18 protein-coding genes are annotated in these 20759 nt (G+C 68.3%); 12 read left to right on the top strand and 6 right to left on the bottom strand.

Features of this window, described 5'->3' with window-relative positions; translation table 11 throughout:
- Positions 1–18: 18 nt before the first annotated feature.
- Complete coding sequence (locus CSW62_RS11585; RefSeq protein ID WP_099577926.1) at positions 19–807, bottom strand: metallophosphoesterase family protein; 789 nt, start codon at positions 805–807, stop codon at positions 19–21.
- 226 nt (positions 808–1033) lie between these two features.
- Between CSW62_RS11585 and CSW62_RS11580 the strand changes: the two genes are divergently transcribed.
- The 7 genes from CSW62_RS11580 to CSW62_RS11550 all read left to right on the top strand — a co-directional run bounded on the left by CSW62_RS11580 (position 1034) and on the right by CSW62_RS11550 (position 10040).
- On the top strand, positions 1034–1681 hold the full coding sequence (locus CSW62_RS11580; protein ID WP_233206662.1) for a polysaccharide biosynthesis/export family protein: 648 nt from the start codon (positions 1034–1036) through the stop codon (positions 1679–1681).
- A gap of 69 nt (positions 1682–1750) precedes the next feature.
- Positions 1751–4024 carry a GumC family protein gene (locus CSW62_RS11575; RefSeq protein ID WP_099577921.1) on the top strand — a complete coding sequence of 758 codons (2274 nt, stop codon included), beginning with the start codon at positions 1751–1753 and terminating at the stop codon, positions 4022–4024.
- 8 nt (positions 4025–4032) lie between these two features.
- Positions 4033–5250 carry a lipopolysaccharide assembly protein LapB gene (locus CSW62_RS11570; RefSeq protein ID WP_143324375.1) on the top strand — a complete coding sequence of 406 codons (1218 nt, stop codon included), beginning with the start codon at positions 4033–4035 and terminating at the stop codon, positions 5248–5250.
- A 99-nt stretch (positions 5251–5349) separates the two neighbouring features.
- On the top strand, positions 5350–5706 hold the full coding sequence (locus CSW62_RS11565; protein ID WP_099577916.1) for a hypothetical protein: 357 nt from the start codon (positions 5350–5352) through the stop codon (positions 5704–5706).
- Positions 5707–5743: 37 nt separating this feature from the next.
- Entirely contained in the window at positions 5744–7135 is a 1392-nt protein-coding gene (locus CSW62_RS11560; RefSeq protein ID WP_099577914.1) for an O-antigen ligase, read from the top strand.
- Complete coding sequence (gene asnB / locus CSW62_RS11555; protein WP_099577912.1) at positions 7123–9006, top strand: asparagine synthase (glutamine-hydrolyzing); 1884 nt, start codon at positions 7123–7125, stop codon at positions 9004–9006. Before CSW62_RS11560 ends, asnB begins: the two co-directional genes overlap by 13 nt.
- Positions 9003–10040, top strand: a complete 1038-nt coding sequence (locus CSW62_RS11550; RefSeq protein ID WP_158235423.1) for a glycosyltransferase — start codon at positions 9003–9005, stop codon at positions 10038–10040. Before asnB ends, CSW62_RS11550 begins: the two co-directional genes overlap by 4 nt.
- On the opposite strand, the gene CSW62_RS11545 is transcribed toward CSW62_RS11550, so the two are convergent.
- A complete protein-coding gene (locus CSW62_RS11545; protein ID WP_158235422.1) occupies positions 10027–11190 on the bottom strand; it encodes a nucleotidyltransferase family protein in 1164 nt (387 codons plus the stop codon). The genes CSW62_RS11550 and CSW62_RS11545 overlap by 14 nt on opposite strands.
- Complete coding sequence (locus CSW62_RS11540; RefSeq protein ID WP_099577907.1) at positions 11187–12857, bottom strand: ABC transporter ATP-binding protein; 1671 nt, start codon at positions 12855–12857, stop codon at positions 11187–11189. Before CSW62_RS11540 ends, CSW62_RS11545 begins: the two co-directional genes overlap by 4 nt.
- A 173-nt stretch (positions 12858–13030) precedes the next feature.
- On the opposite strand from CSW62_RS11540, the gene CSW62_RS11535 reads away from it, so the two are divergent.
- Entirely contained in the window at positions 13031–13759 is a 729-nt protein-coding gene (locus tag CSW62_RS11535; RefSeq protein WP_143324373.1) for a methyltransferase domain-containing protein, read from the top strand.
- Here CSW62_RS11535 and CSW62_RS26400 read toward each other — a convergent pair.
- Positions 13756–13923 (bottom strand): hypothetical protein, encoded by a 168-nt coding sequence (locus CSW62_RS26400; RefSeq protein WP_158235421.1) that lies wholly within the window; start codon positions 13921–13923, stop codon positions 13756–13758. The genes CSW62_RS11535 and CSW62_RS26400 overlap by 4 nt on opposite strands.
- A 155-nt stretch (positions 13924–14078) precedes the next feature.
- Between CSW62_RS26400 and CSW62_RS11530 the strand changes: the two genes are divergently transcribed.
- Genes CSW62_RS11530 through CSW62_RS11515 form a run of 4 tightly spaced genes read left to right on the top strand, consistent with a single transcriptional unit; the run spans position 14079 to position 17975 of the window.
- On the top strand, positions 14079–14987 hold the full coding sequence (locus tag CSW62_RS11530) for a hypothetical protein (protein ID WP_143324372.1): 909 nt from the start codon (positions 14079–14081) through the stop codon (positions 14985–14987).
- 3 nt (positions 14988–14990) lie between these two features.
- Positions 14991–15860, top strand: a complete 870-nt coding sequence (locus CSW62_RS11525) for a sulfotransferase domain-containing protein (RefSeq protein ID WP_099577901.1) — start codon at positions 14991–14993, stop codon at positions 15858–15860.
- Positions 15861–15862: 2 nt separating this feature from the next.
- Entirely contained in the window at positions 15863–16120 is a 258-nt protein-coding gene (locus CSW62_RS11520; RefSeq protein WP_099577899.1) for a PqqD family peptide modification chaperone, read from the top strand.
- Between the two features lie 7 nt (positions 16121–16127).
- Positions 16128–17975: an asparagine synthase-related protein gene (locus tag CSW62_RS11515; protein ID WP_099577897.1), complete on the top strand. Its 1848-nt coding sequence runs from the start codon at positions 16128–16130 to the stop codon at positions 17973–17975.
- Here the strand turns inward: CSW62_RS11515 and CSW62_RS11510 are convergent.
- Together CSW62_RS11510 and CSW62_RS11505 are read right to left on the bottom strand one after the other, a co-directional pair.
- Entirely contained in the window at positions 17972–18724 is a 753-nt protein-coding gene (locus tag CSW62_RS11510; protein ID WP_099577895.1) for a hypothetical protein, read from the bottom strand. The genes CSW62_RS11515 and CSW62_RS11510 overlap by 4 nt on opposite strands.
- Positions 18725–18739: 15 nt before the next feature.
- On the bottom strand, positions 18740–20563 hold the full coding sequence (locus CSW62_RS11505) for a glycosyltransferase family 41 protein (protein ID WP_099577893.1): 1824 nt from the start codon (positions 20561–20563) through the stop codon (positions 18740–18742).
- Between the last annotated feature and the right edge of the window lie 196 nt (positions 20564–20759).

Here is a 20759-nt window from a genome sequence, read left to right as displayed (position 1 = left end):
GTGGCGAGCGGACGCCGGTCAGCCGCGCAAGCCCAGCCGGGCCGACCAGCCCAGGGGCCTGACGGTCGCCGTCGCGCGCCGCTCGACTCGGATAGCGCCGTCCAGGGAACGGTCCAAAACAAGGATTTCCAAGGGCCCGCCGGCTTTGGCGGGATCGAAGACGCCAATCGCCACGCGCCCGGTCGCATAGGCGGCGAGATCGAGATTGGTCCGATGCGGGAGAACTTCAGGCTCCCCCGGATCGGGTTTTCCATCCCAGACGGGCGTATGGCCGTGCACGACGTGGACATCGAAGGCCCGCGCCGGCGCCTTGAGGAACTTGTCGCGGATCCACAGGCAACTGGCGGCGGACTGGCGCTCCAGCGGCACGCCGGGCGACAGACCCGCGTGGACGAAGACGCGATGGCCGTCGCCGGAGGTCAAGGGCAGGGCGTCCATCCAGCGCAGGTGCGTCACGGGCACCCGCGCCAGCGCCTCGTCGAAGGTCTCGGCGTGATAGGAGGCCAGGGTCTCGCTGCCGCCGGCCGCTCGCCATCGCGTGAAAGCCGCCGCGTCACGCCGCAGCAGCGCCTCGACCATCATGGCCTCATGATTGCCCTTGAGGAACACAAACCGCGGGTCCCGGGCGAGCGACATCAGGAACTCGACCAGCCCGCGGCTTTCTGGCCCCCGGTCGACATAGTCGCCCAGAAAGATGGCGCGATAGCCGTCGTCCCGGCCCTGGGCCGCGAGCAGGTCGACCACGGCCCAAGCCAAGTCCAGGCGACCGTGCAGGTCGCCGATCGCGAAAACCAGCCCTTCGGACATTTCATTTCCAGTAGCGGCCGCCTGACCGCTCTTTGCCGACATGCGGCCACCGGCGGACCGATGCAAGTAAAACCCGTCATGATGTTGTGATGCGGAAAGACGCTTTCCAGTTGCAACCGGGCTCCCTATGATCCCGCGGGAACATCGCCGAGCCTCCAGCTCAGGTTGTGTCGTCGAGGGGAAGGGCATGGCAGACGCAATGTGCGGGCATGGGCGAGGCTTATGGATGGCGGCGTTCTGCGCTGCATCGCTGTCCTTGGCCGGCCCGGCGCGAGCCGAGGTAAGGGCGCCTGACGGCACGCCGCGGACGAGCGTGACGGAGTACCGGATCAGCGCGCTCGACAAGCTTTCGATCACCGTTTTCGGCGTTCAGGAGCTGACCAAGCAGGAAGTCCAGGTCGACAGTACGGGCCAGTTTGATTTTCCGTTGATCGGCGCGGTGCAGGCCACCGGTCGCACCGGTCGACAGATCGCGGAGGAGATCACCGGGCGCCTTGAGGCCAAATACCTCCAGGATCCCAAGGTCTCGGTCTCCTTGATCAGCCAGAACGCCCAGACCATCACCGTCGAGGGGGCGGTGACCTCGCCGGGCGTTTTCAATCTGCAAAGTCGCACGTCGCTGCTGCAGGCCCTGGCCCAGAGCAAGGGCCCGACCAATCGCGCCGACGAGCGCCATATCATCGTCTTTCGCGAGATCGGCGGCGTTCGGCGGGCCCTGATCTTCGATCTGGAAACGATCCGAAGAGGCGAGGTCGAAGACCCGCCGCTACAGGCCAACGACATGGTTGTGGTCGCGCAGTCTAAGGGCAAGGCCGCTTGGCGCGAGCTCGTCGAGAACGTGGGCTCGTTCTCGATCTTCGCGCTGTTTCGATAGCAAGTTTTGGAGGTCGCGCGCGGGCCGGTCGGACCGCTGCCGCGCCGCGCGTTGGAGTTCAGGAAGATAATGCCGCTGGGGGATGATGGCGAAACGGGCGCGCTCGTCCGAAACGAGACGCGGCCGTTACTGGCCAGGGGACGCGACCTGACCGCGCCGGTGGCCTACCAGGCCGGCGCCGGCGGCGAGTTCCGCTTCGACCTCATGGCCTATTGGCGCTTTCTGTGGAAGCACCGGCTGATCTTCTCGCTCAGCGTGATCGTGGCCTTGGCGCTGGGCGTGACGGCTACGCTCATGACCACCCCGCTCTACGTCGCCCGCATGACCCTGGAAATCGAGCGCGCCTCGGCCAAGGTGGTCAATCTGCAGGAGGTGACTCCTCGCGAGGAGTTCGGCAACGGCCTGGAATTCTACCAGACGCAGTACGGGCTTCTCCGCAGTCGCGCCTTGGCCGAGCGTGTCGTCGATGCGCTCGATCTGACGCAATCGCAGGCTTTTCTGCATGCCAACGGCCTGGACGCGATCAAGCCCGACCCCAAGATCGATCCCGCGCGTCGCCGGACGAGCTTGCGCGAGGCGGTGATCAACCGGACCGCGGCAGGGCTTTCGGTCAATCCCGTGCGCGGCTCGCGTCTGGTCCAGCTGATGTATCAGAGCACATCGCCCGCGCTCTCGGCGCAACTGGCCAACGCGTTCGCCGACAACTTCATCGCCATGAACCTCGAACGAAAGTTCGAATCCTCGGCCTACGCGCGCGAGTTTCTCGAAAAACAGATCGCCCAGACCAAGGCCAAGCTTGAGGAGTCCGAGCGTCAGTCGGTGGCCTATGCGGTGCAGCAGCAGATCGTCAATCTGGGTGAAAACAGTCGTGGCTCTGGACAGGCCGCCGGCGTCGAGTCGCTGACCGAGACCAATCTTTCAGCCATCAACGCCGCCTATGCCGCCGCCACCGCCGCGCGGATCGCCGCCGAGCAGAAATGGCGTCAATCGCAGGGCGCTGGCCTGGGGGTCTCGCAGGTCCTCCAGAGCGCCACCGTCCAGGAGCTGGGTAAGGAAAAGGCCAAGCTCGAAGCCGAGTACCAGGACAATCTGCGGATCTACAAGAGCGACTATCCGTCGATGACGCGCCTGCGCGCGCAGATCGACGAGCTCGACCGCCAGATCCAGGGCGAAGCCGCGCGCGTGCGTCAGTCGCTCTATGGTGACTACGCTGCAGCGCTCAATCAGGAAAAAGCTTTGGCCAGCAAGGTCGGCGGCCTTAAGTCCGACGTTCTGAACTTGCGAGAGCGGAGCATCCACTACAACTTCCTGCAGCGCGAGCTCGACACAAACCGCACGATCTATGACGCCCTGCTGCAGCGCTACAAGGAGGTCGGCGTTACCGCCGGCGTGGCCACCAACAACGTATCGGTGGTGGACCGCGCCCAGACGCCCCGCGCGCCATCCAAGCCGCGACCGATGATCAATCTCGCGCTCGCCCTGCTGATGGGTCTGGCCGCTGGCGGCGTCTTCGCCTTCGTGGCCGAGGCGTTGGACCAGGCCATCCGTCATCCGAGTGAGATCGAGGCGAAGCTGCGACTGCCTCTGCTGGGCTCCGTGCCGCTGCTCACGCGTGGCGTGAGCCCCAAGGAGGCGATGCAGGACTCGCGCTCCCCGTTCTGGGAGTCCTACTTCTCGGTTCGCACGGCGCTGCAGTTTTCCACGTCGCAGGGCCTGCCCCACAGCCTCCTGGTCGTCAGCACCCGGCCAGCAGAAGGCAAGACGACAACATCGATCGCCCTGGCCTATAGCCTGGCGCGACTGGGGTCGCGGACGCTCCTGGTCGATGGCGACCTGCGGAAGCCCTCGTTGCATCAGGTGTTGGGCCTCGACAGCGAAGCGGGCTTGAGCAACATCCTGACGGGAGCCAAGACCCTGGAGGAGGTGGTCCAGGAGGGCGCGATCGCCAATCTCTCCGTCGTGACCAGCGGCCCCATCCCGCCGACGCCGCCCGAACTGCTGGCAGGCGAGCGCCTTGAGGCGTTCTGCGCCGCTGCCGAACAGGCGTACGATGTGGTGATCTTCGATGGTCCGCCCGTTCTGGGCTTCGCCGACGCGCCGTTGATCGCCTCGGTCACCGCGGGCACGATCATGGTGGTCGAGGCCGGCCGCACGGGGCGCAGCCAGATCGTCAATACGCTCAATCGCCTGGGCATGGCCCGCGCCAAGGTCCTGGGCGTGGTGCTGACCAAGTTCAACGCCCGACAGACAGCCTATGGGGCGGGATATGGCGAGGCCTATGCCTACGACTATGCTTATGGCCGCGACACGGCCGCCTCAAAGCACAGGGCCGGCGCCGCTTGAACCGGGGCGTGCGAGGCGAGCAGCCAGTCGGTTGGACCGCACGGGCCAAGCTTGGCCTGGTCGTCCTGCTTTCCCTATGCCTGGCCCGCCTGGCCATTGATCAGGGTCTTGGCGGGGCGCTGGCCTCGCGCGATCCGGCGCGCGCGGTGCGCCTGGGACTGGACAGCGAGCAGGTCCTGACCGCCCTGGCGGAAAAGGCCGTGCGGCGCGGCGAGTTCCCCCTGGCCGCCAAGATGGCGCAGGCCGCGCTCGACCGTTCCCCCCTGAACGTGCCGGCGCTCCGCGCAAGGGCCCAGGCGATGCAGGGACTGGGGCGAACGGCGGAGGCTCGCCGGTTGATAGCCTTCGCCGGGGAGCGGGGGTGGCGAGACAACCAGGTCCAGGCCTGGCTTTTGGACATCGATCTGCAGCGCCGCGACTATCGCTCGGCCTTTCGCCGCGCCGACGCCCTGGCGCGCCGGCGCCAGGCCTTCCGGCCGGCGGTCTTCGCCCTGGGCGGGCTCGCGGCCGCCGATCCGATCGCCACGGAAGCCTTCGCGGAGCGGCTGGCCGCGCGCCCGCCCTGGCGCGCCCAGTTCTTCGAGGTGCTGGCCCAGACTCCGCAGACGGACGAAGCCATCGAGCATCTGCTGACCCGGGTCGAACAAGGTCCCGCCCCCCTGACGCAAGGCGAACTTTCCGGCTGGATCGAAAGGCTGACGCTCGAGGGTCGCTATGGCCAGGCCCAGGAGGCGCTATCGCGTTTTCAGGCGGGCCGCGCGACGCGCGAACAGGTCCGGACCGGCGCTTTCACCTCCGCGCCGGGCCTTTCGCCCTTCGCGTGGACCAAGGCTGGCCTCTCCGGTGCGGACATCGAGATCGCTGGCGCGCCGGGACGCAGCGGGCAGGCGGTGTGGATAGGCTATGACGGCTTCGAGGGTGGCGACATCGTGCGGCGTCTCGTCACGGTCACGCCTCGCGATTATCGCCTGATCGGCGAGGTCTATCCGGAGAGCGGAGCCATCGATCGGCTGCGATGGCAGGTTCGTTGCGCGCCCGACGGCCCAGTGCTGGCCGAGCGCCCAATGTCTGGTCCTGCCGCGACTTGGTCGCGGTTCGAGGCGTCCGTCCGCGTTCCAGTCGTCGGCTGCGACGCGGTCTGGCTGACCCTGGTCGGACATCCACAAGGGCGGCGTTCGGCGATCTCGGCCTGGTTCGGGTCGGTCGTCCTTGAGCCGGGAACCTGACGCCGGCGCCTTCGTTGTTGCGCATGCCAGGTTGCAATATGCCGGCGAGCGCGATAGCGTTGCATCTCAAACTTCGCCGTTCACGCAAGGTAGATCCTCGTGCGCAAGATTCTGACCGTGACCGCCGTGACCCTCCTGACCCTTGCGGGGCCGGCCCTGGCGGCTGATGTATTCGCGCCCCTGGCGCCGAAGTTCGAGACCGTCTCGTTCGCCATGGATTCGATCGGCGCCGATGAAGTGTCCGAAGACGTGCAGGATCCGGCCGTGGTCCCGGCCGCTCAGTCGGCGCAGCAGGCGGAAACGGCGCGCAAGGGCTTCAACTATCGCAAGTTTGGCCGCTTCTGGCGCAAGGGCGCTTTCTGGCAGAGCGGCGCGGGCGCGTTCACCGGCGTGGCGGCCGCGGTGGCCACGACCGCCGTGGTGATCGACGCGAGCGACAACAGCAAGAGCGGCTGAACGGATCTTCCGGCTGAGTCTCGGCGCCAACCGCCCAATGATCGAACGGTCCATGAGGCGCGTGGTTCTGGGCGCGGGCTGGCGCGAGACCGGGCAGGATAGGCGCGCCCAAGCGATCTTCATGGTTTCGGCGGTCACGCTGGTCGCGGGCCTGCTCATCGGCGGCGCAAGCCGTCTCGATCCTGTGGGTCATATGGCGGTGCAACTGGCCGGTGTGGCCTTGCTGGGGCCAGCGATGTTGCGAACAGATATTGCTCGCGCGGATCAGGCCCTGCCCATGTCGATCCTGAGCGCCATGGTGCTTTTACCACTTCTGCAGCTGGCGCCGCTGCCGCCCGGCGTCTGGATGGAGCTGCCCGGTCACGGGCCGATGGCGCGGGCCGTTGCGCTGGCCGATTTGCCGGAGCATTGGCGGCCCATGACCCTGTCGCCGGCGGATACTCAGCGTGCGCTTCTCAGCCTGATCGCACCGGCCGCGCTCTTCCTGGCTGTGGCGCCGATGGGCGCGCGACAGCGGGCGAGCCTGACCATGCTGGTGGTCGGGGCGGGCATTCTGGGTCTCGTGGTCGCCGCGATCCAGGCCGCGGGCGGGGAGGCGGGCTATCTTCGATGGCGCCCTCTCGCGCCCATCGGCCAACCCCTCGGTTTTTTCGTCAACCGTAACCATCAGGCCATCTTCCTGCTGTCGGCGTCGGTCCTGGCCGCCGCCCTGGCGCGCACCGAACCGACGCCCGGCCGCCCGGTATTCCGACCCGCGGTGGCGCTTATCCTGATGGCGTTGCTGGTCGTCGGCGCGCTGGCGACGCTGTCCCGGGCGGGCGTTCTGCTGGCCGGTCCGGCCCTGGCTGGCGGTTTCCTGGTTCTGCGCTCGCCCCGGCGCGGCGACGCGTTCGGCGGACGGGCCCTGGCCTGGTCGGCGGCGCTGACGGCGATGGCCACCCTGATTGCGATGATCGTCCTGGCCAAGGGCGGGCTGATCCTCGATCGCTTCGAGAACGGGCAAGGAGGAGGGCGCTTGCAGCTCTTGCCCCAGGTTCTCGACCTGGCGCGGCTGCACCAGCCCTTGGGCGCGGGCCTCGGATCCTTCGACCTGGTGTATCGCGCCGCCGAGCGGCTGGAAGACATCGACCCCTTCTACCTCAACCACGCCCACAACGACTTTGCCGAGCTCTGGCTCGAGGCTGGCTGGCCTGGACTGGCGCTGATTGTGTCCTTCCTGGCCTGGTGGGGCCTGGCCCTGCGCCAACAGTGGTTTGGAGCGCTCAACGATCCGCTCGGCCGAGCCGGAACCCTCGTCATCGGCCTGTTGCTGCTACATTCGCTGGTCGACTACCCGCTGCGGACGCCCGCCATGGCCCTCGTGATGGCTCTGGCCTGCGCCCTGGCGACGCGGTCAGCCCCCCCGCGAGCGGCGACATGTGCGGCATAGCCGCCTGGCTCGGCGAAGATGCCTCGGCAGGCCAGGCGTTCGCGCGCCGCGCCAACAGGCTCATGGCCCATCGCGGCCCCGACGGCGAAGATATTTTCCTGGCGACAGGCGTGGCGCTAGCCCACAGGCGCCTGGCGATCCTCGATCTTTCCGACCGTGGCCGCCAACCGATGGTTTCGCCGGATGGCCGCTATGCCCTGACCTACAATGGCGAGATCTATAACCACCGAGCCCTTCGCCCCGCCCTGGAGCGCGCCGGCTGGTGCTTCCGCTCCGAAAGCGACACCGAAACCCTGTTGGCGGCTCTGGCGCTAGAGGGCCCTGAAAGCCTCGAGCGCCTGGTGGGCATGTGGGCCCTGGCGCTCTGGGACACCCGGACGCGGCGGCTCCTGGTGTCGCGTGATCGCTACGGACAAAAGCCGCTCTACTCGCGGAAGCTGGCGGGCGGCGCCCTGGCCTTCTCCAGCGAGGTCGCGCCCTTGCTGGCCGATGGCGAGCGCCCCGCCGCCGACGCCGGCGCCCTGGCGGAGTTCCTGGCGACGGGCGCCTGGGGCCATCTGGCCGAGAGGACGTTTTTTCGGGAGATCCTGAGCTTTCCGGCAGGGTGCTCAGCCTGGATCGATCCGGCGGATCTTCAAGTCCGCCCCGAGCGCTACTGGCGATTTCCTGCGCCCTCGCATGAGGACCGACGCCCCTTCGACACGAAAGCCCAAACCGCCTTTCGCGACGCCTTCGTCGAGGCGGTGATCTCTCAGACCGCTGCCGACACGCCGCTGGCGGCGACGCTGTCGGGGGGCATCGATTCCAGCGCCGTGGTCGGCGTCCTGGCCGTGCGGGGCGACCGCGCGCCGCTGAAGGTGTTCACCGCCCAAGCCCAGGGCGCGGAGCGCGACGAAAGTCCCTACGTGGCGGCGGTCAAGGCGAAGTGGGGCGATCGCCTCGACATCGAGACGTTCCCTTCCCAGCACATTGTCCTGTCGGAACGCCTCGATCGCGTCATCGAAGCCCAGGCCGGGCCGTTCGGCGATCCCTCGATCATCGCCCACGACGCCCTCGCCGCCGCCGCCGCCCGGGCAGGAGCGAAGGTGCTGCTCGGAGGCCAGGGGGCCGACGAGCTCCTCCTGGGCTATCCATACATGTCGTCCTCCGTGGTCGCCTCGGCCCTGCGGGAGGGGGATGCCGTCTGGGCCCTGGGCCAACTTCCGCGGCTGGGTCGAGGTCCAGCGCACGCGCTGCGAGTCCTGGGTTCAGCCATCTCCCCGGAGATCGAGCGGACCCTGCGCGAGCGATCCCGGCAGCGCCTGTTCCATTGGCTGTCTCCGAAGCTGCGGGGTGGGGGCCATGGCCTGCGGCTTTCTCCGCTCAGCGCGCGGACGGCTTTCTGGCGTGAGAGCGTCGAGGCCTTGGCCTTGCCGCACCTGGTCCGTTACGACGACCACAACGGCATGCGCCATTCGCTGGAGGGACGCATGCCGTTCCTTGACCACCGCCTGGCCGAGGTGGCGACCGGAATAGAGCCGCGCGCCTTCTATCTGGAGGGACGGCGCAAGGCGCTTCTGCGCCAGTCCTGTGCGGAGTTCCTGCCGCAGGCGGTCATCGACCGCACCGACAAGATCGGCTTTCACACGCCCTTGGCGGACCTTCTGAACGCCGAACTTGACTGGGTCCGCGACCAGATCCTGGGTGAACGCGCGCGAGACATGAAGCTCTATGACACCGCCTTCATGGAAGGCCAGATCGAGCGCTTGGCGGCTGGCCAGAGCCAAGGCTCGGCCGACCTGATCTGGCGCGCGCTCGCGGTCCAGTCGTTTCTGAGGCGCTTCGACATCGATCCCGCCAGCCTGGCCGTGGATTGGGATGCGGCGGCGTGAAGCTCGTCTACCACGGTCCGTTCTGGGCCGGCAGCACGGCTTTGCAAAGGCTCGAGGCGTTCGGCGCCGTGCCGGGCCTGACGGTGCTTGGGCATGAGGCCGGCACGGCGCCCACCGACACTGCCACCCTGGGCCAGCGGCTCGCCTGGCGGTTGGGATGGCCGATCGACGCGGCGCGAGAGCGGGCGAGACTTCTGGCGTTCGTCGCCCAGACGCGTCCCGATGTGGTGCTGATCGACAGCAGCAAGGTCTTCGGACCGCTCGACCTGCGGGCGCTTCGCGCTGCTGGCGCGCGCCTGGTGGCCTACTACACGCCGGACGACGCGCTGAACCCGCGAAACCTCAAGGCGCCCTTGCGGGCCAGCCTTTCAGACTGGGACGTGTTCTTTACGACAAAGAGCTTCAACCTCCCCGAACTATCGGCCCTGGGTGTCCGCCGGCCGGTGCTGGTTGGCAAGGCCTTCGATCCCGTCCTGCACCGGCCTCTGTCCCCGGCCCAGGTGGGGCCGCAGTTCGAGCGCTTCGATCTGGTGTTCGCTGGATCCTTCGAGGCCGAGCGCGCGCTCGCCCTGCAGGCCCTGGCCCGTTCGGGGCTGTCTGTGGTGGTCTATGGCGGGGTCATCGGCGGCTGGCCCTCGGGCGGGCCGCATCCCGACATTACCCTGCGTCCCGCGGCGTTCGGACAAGCCTATGTCGAAGCCCTGCACCACGGCCGCCTGGCGCTGGGTTTCCTTCGCCGCCAGAGCCGCGACCGCATCACCCAACGCAGCCTGGAGATCACAGCCGCCGGCCGCCCGATGCTGGCCGAGAAGACCGACGAGCACGACGCGCACTTCAAGGACGGACGCGACTACGCCGGCTTCACCGATATCGACGGCCTGATCGCCTTGGCCAGGCGCTATCTGGCCGATCCGGCCGCGCGGCGCGCCCTGGGCGAAGCTGGCCGGCGGCGGTGCCTGGACAGCGGTTATTCGACACGCGCGCGGGCCGAGTACATGGTCGAGATCCTGGACGCCGCGCTCAGCGCGCCCTGAGCGCGGCGAACCGGCGCGCCAAGAAGAGCGGCAGCCGTAGCAGGGGATAGGCGAGGCTCGCCCAAGGCGGCAGGGCCAAGGCTATGCGATCGCGGGGACTGACCAGGCGTAGCTTCAACTCCGCGACCAGCTGATCGCCGCGATTATTCAGCAGCAGTTGCAGCAGGGCGAGGCGATAGAGGTGCAGGGGCCGGGTCTCGGCTTCGCGCGCTCCCGCGCCGGCGATGAGGTCAAGGCAGAGCGCCACCAGCCACCGCACGCGAGGCAGCCGTTGGTCGAGCTCGTCCGGTATCGAAAGCCCCAGCACGCGCTGGCCGAGCCGCAGACTGAGCGCCGAGGCCCGCCCCACGCCCAGCGTCACGGCGTGCGCGTGTAGTCGATCCAAGTCCTCGGGGCCCGCCCGGTGAAGCAAGGCCACGATGTCGGCCAGCCATTTCAGGCGCATGAACCCATGCCGAGCGCCATGCGCGCATAGATAGGGATATAGCGCCTCGGGGCCGAGAGTGCGCAGTGGCGGCCAGCCGGGCAGCCGGGCTGTTTGTGATGCCGACCGCGCGTCGACGCCCGGCAACCACAAGGGGTTTATGTCGGCGCGCCATTGCAGCTCCACGAGCAAGCCGTCCTGCGGCCGCCGGAAGACGGCCTCGCGGGTGAGGGCGATGGCCACGGCCAACCGCGCGGGATCCAGGTCTGGGCTCGGCGCGATACGAACATATCCCGCCTTGGTCAGAGCCTCGGAGGCCGCCGAGACGTCCTCGGGCAGCACCAGCAGGTCGATATCGAGCGATTGCTTGACGCCGTCCCGCCCGTAGGCGAGGGCGCTGAGCGTGGCGCCCTTGAGCACTTGGTTAGCCAGGCCGGCGCGGTCGAGGAGATGCTGAAGGCGGGCGCTCTCCAGCGCCATCAACCCCTCGCGTCGGGCCGCCTGGTCAGCAGCTTCGGACAGGGCGCCGGCTACTTCGGGCGGAGGGGCCACTCCGGTCCGAACGAGCGCGGTCCAGGCCAGCGCGGTGATCCGATGGCGGCGGGCTACGGCGAGGAAGCCTGGCCAGTCGACCAGTCGGGCGGCGGCGACGATCGCTCGGTCGCCGTGCGAAGAGGGCGGCCAGGCGGCGCAAGCCCGGGCCAGATCGAAGGCCGGGTCGTTCACGCGCTGGCCAGAGCCGCGCGATCGACCGGACGCAGGCGGCCGCTCTCCAGCCGCACGACCCGGTCGCAGGCGGCGAAGCTTTCCGGGCGGTGGGCGATGAGCAGGATGGTCGGGCGCGGGCTGAGCGCGCGCAGATTTTCCAGAACCCGCTTCTCGCTGTCGAGGTCGATGGCGTTGGTGGCTTCGTCGAGGATCAGTAGATCGGGTCGTCGCAGGATCGCCCGGGCCAGGGCCAGGCGCTGGCGCTCGCCTCCCGACATCAGCGTGCCGCGTTCGCCCACCTGGGTCTCCAGTCCCATAGGCCAGGCGCGGACCATCGGCGCGGCGCCGGTCTGCTCCAGCGCCCCCCAGATCGCGGCCTGGTCGCAATCGCGAGCGCCCCAGGCGAGGTTGGCGCGCACTGTGTCGTGGAACAGGAAAGGATCTTGCGAGACATAGCCGACCAGATCGCGCCAAGCCGGGATCTGGCCCTCGTCCAGCACACAGCCAGCAAGTCGAATTTCGCCCTCGCCGGGGGGAAGCAGCCCCACCAGAACATCGGCCAGGGTGGACTTGCCCGCGCCGGACGGTCCGGCCAGGCCGACGACCTCGCCCGGTTCAAGCGCCAGATCAAGCCCACGAAGCACCCAGGTCTCATCCCGCGTCAGTCCGATGTCGTGCAGAACGATGGCGGGGCGGCGAGGAATCGCGACGGCCGGCGGGCGCGACGTGGGGGCTGGAGGCGGCGCCAGATCCGTGCAGAGAGCGCGTAGTTGCAGATAGGACGGCAGGGCCTGGACGAAGATCTGTGCTGATTGCTGGACTTGGGCGGCTGGACCGCTGGCGCGGATGAGCAGCGCCAACACCGCCAGCAGCACCAGGGGAGGAGCCTGGATAACGCGTAGGCCGACGAACAGCAGCAGGGCGCCGATCAAGGCCGTGGCGATTGCCGCCCGGGTGCGCCGCGCCACCTGCTCGCGGCTAAGCGCCATGTGGTGTTCGAAGATCTTACCCAGCGCGCGCTCGAAGCGCGTCTGATAGCCGTCCTGGAGGTTCTGGCTGACCGCCAGCTTCATGCCGCCAAGATACTGGTTGACGATGTCGGCCATACCGCCGCCCAACTGGGTCAATGCCGCGCCCCCGGCGAAGCCGCGCCGCAGCCAGGGCATCAGCGTGGCCAGCCCCAGCAGCCCCAGCCCGATCGCCACCAGCGTCAGCAGCGGGGACAGGACCAGAGCCAGGGTCAATTGGACAGCGATCGCCACGGCGGCTACCGAGGCGGTGAGCAGGAAGTTGGCGGCGGCGGCAACGCGCATGACCTCGCCGCCCATGGCCTGCGTCACCCGGCCATGGCGCAGCCGTTCGACGCTCGCCCAGGGCGCGGAGGTCAGGGCTCGCATCACATCCCGCCGCTGGCGTTCGACAAAGCCCGCCTGGAGGCTCATCTGGGCCAGATCGCGTGCGCCGACCACCAGGCCGCGCAGCATCATCAGCGCCAGGAAACCCGCCAGCAACAGGGTCAGGCGCACGCCCGTATCGTTCACCCCCAAGGCGGCGAACATCTTCTGGGTCGCGCGCGCCGGCCAGGAAGAGCCGGCCTGGTCGGAGACCAGGCCCAGGATCGGAATCAGCAGGGTCAACCCCAGCCCCTCGACCAGGGCTCCGGCGGCCACCAGCCCCACCGCCATAGGTCCTCGACGTCCAGCGTAGCGGGCAAAGTCCAGGCAGAAGCGACGCGCGGCGGCGACAAGGGCGCGATCTGAGGGGCGCACGGTGTTCCTATGGTCTTCGGCGTATCAGAGCGTGACTGGACAAGATTGTTTCGCGCTCGTCTACTCGTTTCAGTTGTGCGGAGGCGAGGTTGAACCACAATCGACTTGGCGGAGCCATCCAGAGGCTCACGCGCGTGACGATGGCTCCCTGGGCCCGGCGAGCCCTGCGCTCACCCGAGGCCGCGGGTTACGCCCTGCTGCGCCTGTCCGGCGAGTCGCGATTGATGCAGGACGACGCGACTACAGGCCTTGACCGCTACCCGACGATCTTCGCGTTCACCAAGGCCAGTCTGCCCGGCGCCCAGGCGCTGCTCTCGTTTGGTTGCGCCACGGGTGAGGAGGTGTTCACCCTGCGCCGTTATTTCTCGGAAGCTCATCTGCTGGGCCTGGATATTCATCCGGGTAACGTGGCCCGCTGTCGCCGTCGACTGGCCGCCGCGCCGGATCCGGCGATCGTGTTCAGACGGGCCGGTGACACCCGCGCCTTGGCGACAGCCAGTATGGATGCGATCTTCTGCCTGGCGGTGATGCGCCGGGGAGATCTCAACGCCCATCCTGGTGCGCCGCGCTGCGATGGGATCCTGCGCTTCGATCGCTTCGCCGCGCAGATCGAAGACTTCGCAAGGGTCTTGCGTCCCGGCGGATTGCTGGCGGTCAATCACAGCAATTTCAGGCTTTGCGACACGCCGGCCGCGCGCCTGTTCGCCCCGCGGCTTGTTCTGCCCGCCACGCCCGATCCCCGAACGCCGTTGTTTGGCACCGACCATAGCCGCCTGGCCGATCAGGCCTATGGCGAGACGGTATTCGAGAGGCTCTAACTCGGCGGTCCCTGATTGAACACGTTTTGCTCTTGGCTGTAGGGGTCTTTAGCCTCTGTCACCGCGCTGACGTCGGCCACTTCTAGCTGCGGCGTGCTCCAGGGCCGCCGCGCGGCGCGCGCTTCGTCGCGCATCTCGGTAGTGTCAAAGCTTGGCTTGGTCATGGTCTTTCCCGCGCGCTCTGGGATTTGACTAGCACGGATACACGCAGAGTGGGAAGGGGTGCGCGTGGCGCGCCGGAGTTGCATTTATCCTTGCCGCTTCGTCGCCGCGGACGATAATGATCTTCCGCCGCTATCCTAGGACTTCCGGGTTTCAAGTGCCAACCTATCTGATCTGCGGCCTGAGGGTGGAGGCCGACCGTCCCTTGCCGGGCGCGATCCCCCTGGCGGACGGCAGGCCCGACGCGGTGCTGCGCGAAGGAGTCGTGTCCGAGCATTTGGACGGCGCGGTTCAGCAGCGCCCGTTCTGGGCGCTTTCCGATGAGGCCTTCCTATGGCGCGGCCATGGGCTTGGCCGCTTCCTGGTGCGGCAGGGGCGCGAGATCCTGATAGAGGCCGAGCCGGGCGGCAGCCTCGAGGAGGTCGTGCCGTTCGTCATGGGCACTGGGATCGCCGCCCTGCTTTACCAGCGTGGAGCGATGTTGCTGCATGCCTCGGCCGTCACCTTCGAGGGGCGCGCCTATGCTTTCTGTGGCCCGTCGGGCGCGGGAAAGTCCACCCTGGCGGCGGCCCTCTGCCAAGCCGGAGCCGGCTTTCTCAGCGACGACATCACCCAAGTCGCGGTCGATCCTCAGGGAAAAGTGGTTCTGCACGCCGATGGGCGCGATCTGAAGCTGACGCCGCGCAGCATCGCGCAGCTAGGTCTGGACGTTCAGGCGCGCACGCGGGTGCGCAGCCGCATCAAGAAATACTTCGTCGGCCCGCCGGTTGCGGCGCCGCTCGCGGTCGCGCCGCTCGCGGGCGTCTATTTCCTGATGTTCGATCGGACCTGCCTCGCGCCAGCCATCACTCCCCTGCCTGCCCTGACGACCGCGCAGATGCTGCTGGAGGAAGCCTTCCGACCCAAGCTCGCTCTAGCCATGCTGGGGCGGGGCCGGATGCCGCATATGACTCCGGCGATCCTGAGCCAGGCCGGCGGCTTTAGCCTGCGCCGCCCCGAGGCCCTCGAGTCAATCGACCAGAGTGTGGCGCAACTGCTCGAACACTGGCGACAGGCGCGGGTGTGAGCGATGGCCACCCTGCCGCCCGGGCCGATCTGGCTGGCGTCCTATCCCAAGTCCGGCAACACCTGGATGCGCATCCTGCTGGCCAACCTGCTGGCGAAGGACGAGGAACCGCAGAACATCAACGCCCTGAATCTGTCCGATGGAGTCTCGGCCGACCGCACCGCGATCGAGCGCGAGCTGCTGGTCGACACCGATCTTCTGACCCCCTCCGAATTGGCCCGCGCGCGCGCCATCGCCGCCCAGGACGAGAGGAGCCATCGCGACGGGCCCAGTATCGTCAAGACGCACGAGGCTTATGAGTTGCTGGACGATGGAACCGCAGCCATGGGGCGGGGCAAGCGCGCCGTGCTCTATCTGGTCCGAGATCCGCGCGACGTCGCCGTCTCTTTGGCCTTTCATGGGGGGATGAGTGTTGACCAGGCCGTCGAAACGCTGTGCGCCTGGACGCCGGCCGGGGGCGGGCGACATCAGGTCGCGCACGGCTGGGCCGACTGGAGCCGTCACGCGAGCGGCTGGCTAGGGCAGAACGATCTGCCCGTGCATCTGCTGCGCTACGAAGATCTGCTGGCGGACACCCCTAAAGCCTTCGCCGCGGCGCTGAATTTTCTGGGCGTCGACTTCGGACCCGACGAGTTGGCGCGGGCGGTCCGCCACGCTGACTTCGCCGAACTGCGCCGCCAAGAGGCCGCGACGGGTTTTGTCGAACGCTCGCCGAACGCCACCGCGCCATTTTTTCGCCAGGGGCGGGCCGGGGGATGGCGCGAGTATCTGAACCCGGCCCAGCAAGCGCGGCTGGAGCGCGCCCACAGGGTGATGATGGCGCGTCTGGGCTATCTGCCTGCGGCCCTGGACGATGAGGAGGACGGTCTTTGACGATGCGACGCCACGAAGAAGTGTTCACCAGTCCGTTGGACGATAAGCTTCTGATGCTAAGCCTGGAGCAGGGGCGCTATTTCAGTCTGAGCGGCGTTGGTCCGCGGATCTGGGAGTTGTTGGCGACGCCTATCAGTCAAGCGGGGCTGATTGCGCGCCTGGGCGAGGAGTTCGAGGTGGCGCCAGAGGTTTGCCAAGCCGAGGTCGCCGCCTTTCTGCAGGCTTTGCGCGATCAGAACCTGTTGATCGAGGTCGATTGACGATCCGATGCGGCTGATCTGCGGTCTGCTGCGGCTGGACGGCGCTCCGGCCGACCCGGCGATGCTCCAGGCCATGGCCGCGGCGATGACGCCGCCGGGCCTGGCGCCGCGACAAAGTCTGCGCGCCGACAAGGGGCTGGCCCTGGGGGTCTTGGATTTCGCCCCCGCGGACCCGGCGCTTCCCTTGGCCGACTTGGGGAACGAGCCTGGTCCATGGATCGCCGCCGATCTCCGTCTGGACAGGGTCGCGGATTTGGCCTTGTCCCTTGGCCTTCCGCCGCGGACCGACCCCGAACGCCTCGTGGCCGGCGCGGTGGCGCGCTGGGGACAGGCGCTGCCCGACAAGGTGGACGGCGACTTCGCCCTGGCCGCCTGGGATCCGGTCGAAGAGCGCTTGCTCCTGGCGCGCGACGCCATGGGGGCGCGGCCGCTGTGCTACGCCCTGGAGCCGGGCAGGGCGTTCGCCTTCGCCTCGCTGCCCAGCGGCGTGCTCGCCACGGGTCTCGTGCCGATCCGGCCGGACCTTGGGGTGTTGGCGGAGCGGATGAAGCGGCCCCTGGTCGAGTCCACGGGCCTTCGCGATGTGCTGTGGTTGCCGGCCGCCAGCACTCTGGTGGTGACCCGCGCGGGAGCCGGCGCCCCACGAAGGGCCTGGACGCCTCGCCCGGCGGAGGTCGGCGCTTGGCGAGGCGACGCGCGCGAGGCGCGCGCCGAGCTCTTGACCCTAACGCGGCGGGCGGTTGCGGATCGCCTTCCTGCGCATGGCCCGGTGGGCGTCCAGTTGAGCGGGGGGCTCGACTCTTCGGCCCTGGCCATTCTCGCCGCGCGCTGCGCGCCGCCCACCCAGGCGGTGATTGGCTACTCCTATCTGGCCGATCCAGCCTGGGGCGTGGACGTCGACGATGAGACCCCGTTCATTCAAGCCGTGCTGACCGCCGCGCCACGCTTGCGTAACTCGGTGCGCCACCTTGGCCAACTTGACCCTCTGGCGGTCGTCGGCGACGTGGACCATCTGACGGCTACGCTCGTCGAGCCGAGCATGGCGGCGCTATTGGCGACGGCCCGGTCCGATGGCGTCACGGCGATGATGCATGGCCTGGGCGGCGATGAGACCATCAGCCAGCAGCATGCGCGCACCCACCTCCATGCTCTGGCCCGCGGGCGCGTCCTCGCCGTGGCGCGCGACATCGTCGCGCGCGCCCGCCGGGTCGGAACCTCGCCTATGCGAATGGCCTATCGCTTGCTGATAGCCCCCTGGCTGGTCCATCCGGCCCGGCCCGACTGGATCCGGGCCGCCGACATGCTGTCGCCGAAGGCGCGGGCGGCGGCCCGCGCCTTCCCAGGCCGCGGCCTTGACGCAAGGGCCAACGACCGGTTGCGGCGGGTGATCTCGGGGTCGATGGCAAACCGTGTCAATGATCATGCTATCGCCGCGGCCAAGCACGGACTGGCGATGACCTTTCCGTTGCTGGACCGCCGCCTGGTGGCGTTCAGCCTGTCGCTGCCTTCCCACCTATTGTTTGACGCTGGCTATCTGCGCCAACCGTTCCGGGCGGCGATGGAGGGCGTCCTGCCTGAACGGGTCCGGCTGCGCGATAGCAAGTACATGGCCCTGCCTGACCTGGCGGCCAGGCTGGCCGAGGCCTGGCCGGGTCTGCTGGCGCTGCGCGCGCGGTTGGAGGGCGAACCTGCCGCCGAGGCCTTCCTGGACTTTGCGCGGGTCGACGAGGCGCTGAGCCGCGCTGTGCCGGGTCCCGGCGCGGTCGACCCGCAGGACATGAGCCTGACGCATCTGGCGCGGGTGCTGGCTGTCGCCCACACCCTGGTCGCGCTTTCGTCCGCCGAACGGGGCTAAGCCGTCGCCATGGCGAGACCCGCCGAGAGACGATCCAGATGCGCTTCGGCGATCTGCCTCACCGTCTCCGGATAGGTGGGGAGGGCGGGACCCAGAAGCGGCAGCCCCATTTGCGAGACGATTGCGCTGACTCCGGCCCTGTCGAGCGCCAGACCCGCCTTGCGGGCTCGCAGAGCGATCTCCAGTTCCTGGCCCCAGAAGTAGATGTGTCGCGCCTGGACCTTCTCCTGCATGGCGGCGACCTCCTGAACCCGGGTCTCGTTCATGAACGGCAGCCAGATGTCGGGCATCAGAAGGTCCACGGGGCGGTCGGGAACATAGGCGTAGGCGTCGCCCTGCACGATTCTCAGCTTGGCCCGCGCCGATGCCGGCAACTGGGCGGCCAAGTCCAAGGTCCGATGCAGCGCCAGGACGTCGGGATCCAGTTCCACCACCGTGACGGCCTCGACCTCCTCGCGCAGAGCGCAGTTGAGCGCGCTCCAGCCCATCCCAAGGCCATAGATCAGCACGTGCCCCCCCGATAGCCGAACCCCGATTTCCTGGCTTTCCAGTTCCATCGGCGAGGTCGACATCCAGGTCTGACCGCGTCGGGTGAGACAGACCATTTCGGTGACCAGGGCGGGAGGGCTCCAATAGCCGCGCAATAAGGCCATCGCCGCGACGCCTATCCGCCAGTCGCCCTGCTCGAGCGGCTGGTAGTGCGGGATGAAAAGGTCGGTATGATGGACGGGCAAGTCTGGCGGCAGCATCGTGCGCTCCAAGGTTCAGGCGCTGGCGGGCGCCGGGTTGGGGTGTCGGGTCAGAGCGCGTTGGTGCAGGCCGATCAGCGCGTCTTCGACGGCGCGCGCGGTGGAAGCCGCGTCGAACGGACCGCCAGGTCGCAGGCGCGAGCGCTTCAACCGCGCCTTCAGGTCGGCCAAGGCCGTGGGCGAGCGGCCCAGCGCGATGGCCTGCTCGACATAGGCGTCCGGCGAGGCGGCGACCAAGTCCGGCAAGTCCAGGAAATGCAGCAGACTGGCGGCCACCCGGCCGGCGAAGTCCTGGCCAACGAAGGTCAGCACCGGCAGGCCAGCCCACAGGGCGTCGCTGGCTGTGGTGTGGGCGCCATAGGGGCTGGCGTCGAGGAACAGGTCGGCCACCTGATGGCGGGCCAGATGCGCGGGATAGTCCGCGCCGCCCAGCCAGGGCGCGAAGACCAGGCGTTCGGGATCCAGGCCAGCATAGGCGGCTTCGCGGCGCAGCACCGTCGCGGTCACAGGGCCTGGATCGAGGAGCCAAAGCACGCTGTCTGGCACGGCTTCAAGGATGCGCATCCACCGCCGCCAGACCGGCCGACCGATCTTGTAGATGGCGTTGAAGCCGCAGAACACGACGCCAGAGGCCGGCAGACCCACGGCCTGGCGCGTGGGGCGCGGGCCTATCGGGCGCTGGGCGTCATTGGGCTGATAGCAGACCGGCATGCGCACGATCTCCTCGTCGAACTCGGCCTCGGCGCCGGGCGGTGTGACGATCGGATCACCCAGGATCGCATCCACCAGCCCGCCCAGTGTCCCCGGATACCCCAGCCAGTGCACGACCAGCGGGGCGGGCCGGCGCAGGATCAGCTCCGGCCAAGCCTCGGCGGTGTGGCCCTTCAAGTCGACCAGAACATCAAGGCCCAGTGCGCGTACGCGCTCGGCGGCCGCGTCGTGCGAGAGGCCGTGCAGGTCGACCCAGCGGTCGGCGGCGGCTTCCAGACGTCGCCGCAGGGGGCTGGCGTCATCGGGACCGTGATTGAGCAGCACCACCTCCACAACCGCCCGGTCGTGGTGTTCCAGCACCTCCACGATCAGACGCGCGGTGGCGTGATCGAACAGGTCGGCGGACAGGTAGCCGACCCGCAGTCGCGCGTTGGGCCGTGGCAGGCAGGGAGCCAGCGCGGTGAGCGGTGGGCGTCGGGCGGCGACCATGCGGCGCGCCGCTTTCCGGTGGGCCGAAGCCATGTCCTCCAGCGAGAGGAGGGGAAACGCCGACGCCTCGTGGACGGTGGCCGCCAGCGCTTCGGCCAGGCGAGGCTTGAGCCGTTCGATTTCTGGCCAGGCGGCAAGATGAGCCAGGACATGCACAAGCTCGGACAGGACCGCCGCCTGGCGGTCTCCCGCGCTGGGCAAAGCTCGCCGCAGGCACTGGGCGGCCGCGGCATGGTCTCCGCCGAGGCGTTTGACGTGCGCCAAACCCTCCCAGATCAGACCGGCGTCGGGGTCGGCCGTCAGAGCTAGGCGATAATGGTTTTCGGCCTCGGTCAAGCGCCCGCGCCGTCGTTCCAGAGTGGCCAGATCGCAGAACGCCGAAGCCTTCAGGTTCATCATCGCCGCGCGCCGCAAGAGCGGCTCGGCTTCGTCCAATTGCCCAACGGTCATGAGGATGACGCCCTTCTGGTGGGCCAGAACCGCACTCTGCGGCGCAAGGCGCAGGGCATGTTCAATCATCGATTGAGCTCGGGCGGCGTCGCCGCGGGCGAGGGCCTCGGTGCTGGCCAGGTACGATGATGTGGCAGCCTCGCACAGGGGCGCGACCGCCTGGGCCCTGGCCTGCTCGAGTTCATCCATGTCGCGCGCTTCGCCCCGGATTTGAGTTTCCGCCAACCCCTTGACGGAAAACGATGTTACGCCAAGTGGTCCAGCTTATTGTCAATACAATCCATGATCGCGTGTTGCATCAATGGCAACTCTGATTCTACAATAAACCCGTTGGGCGGGTAATCCCGGAAAAGCAACCAATTGAAAGCGAGCGGCCTTTCGGTCG

The organism is Caulobacter sp. FWC2 (assembly GCF_002742625.1).
GTDB lineage: Bacteria > Pseudomonadota > Alphaproteobacteria > Caulobacterales > Caulobacteraceae > Caulobacter.
The sequence above is the reverse complement of the archived record's forward strand: the minus strand, read 5'-3'. Positions and strand labels throughout refer to the sequence as shown.